The sequence below is a fragment of the Moritella viscosa genome (genome assembly GCF_900120065.1).
Classification (GTDB): Bacteria; Pseudomonadota; Gammaproteobacteria; order Enterobacterales; family Moritellaceae; genus Moritella; species Moritella viscosa.
Map to the genome: position 1 here is coordinate 1 of NZ_FPLG01000013.1, position 962 is coordinate 962.

Here is a 962-nt window from a genome sequence, read left to right on the forward strand (position 1 = left end):
CTGTGTAACTTATTCCCAAGTATTTTTTTATACCTCTGCATCGCAGTTTCTGACACATTTCGCCGTCCATAATGCCGAAGTTTCTGCCAGCGCATTATCCCTAAAGCAAAGCTTTCAATTAAATTACTCATTCGTTTTGAATGATGGAACTCATCCGCAAACGTATTATCTTTCGGCGGAATGATAATTTGTGCATCTGGAAAGTACTTTTCCAATGTTTGATAAACAGCGTTGGTGTCATACATTTTATCTGCGGTAATATGCTCGACAGCTACTGTAATTTGAGCACAAATAGCATCAACAATCTGGTCATCCATCTCGTCTTTATGCGTTAAGACTGCACTTTCAATTATGTGGTTACCATTAACCCCAAAATGCGCTTTACGCCAACTTCGTTTGGCGTTCACCTTATGCTTTTCCTGATGCCCCTCATCCCGACCAAATCGCTTTAAGCCTGTAGAATCAATGGCGATAGCGACGATGTCATCGTCCATCTTTTCATTTCGTTTAAATTTAGGTGTATCAAAACCTAGCTGGAAAAGCCGCTTCGAAAGTAATGTATAGTCTGGACATTGAAGGTTATCGGCGCTGAACATCTCAAGTATATTTTCGATAAATCCCAGCGTTTGACGTAAAGGTAATCTGAATACCATACGTAAGTAATGACAAGCTTCTATCGTGCTATTTGGGTATTTAACTGTTGAACCAGTACCATCATAAATACGCACATCATCTTGCCAAGATTTCAACGTTTCCTCCGATATCCAAATATCTATTCGACCTCTGTTTTTGAGGGCGTTGTTATAATCTGAATAATTACGTTGTCGGTAAGTATGCTTCTTAGTTTGGTTGTATTTGTAAGGCATTTGTTAAATCATACTGATATGAAAGGTCGATTAAAATAATAACCGACCCTGCTGGCATTGCCTAATTGATGATTTGTTGAGCGCTGCTACAAAGCC

Annotated in this window: 1 protein-coding gene; it reads right to left on the reverse strand. The window is 39.2% G+C overall.

The window, feature by feature from the left end; genetic code table 11:
* On the reverse strand, positions 1-866 hold an 866-nt coding region (locus BT797_RS02125; RefSeq protein WP_075470972.1), incomplete at its 3' end, for an IS5 family transposase.
* Positions 867-962: the final 96 nt, after the last annotated feature.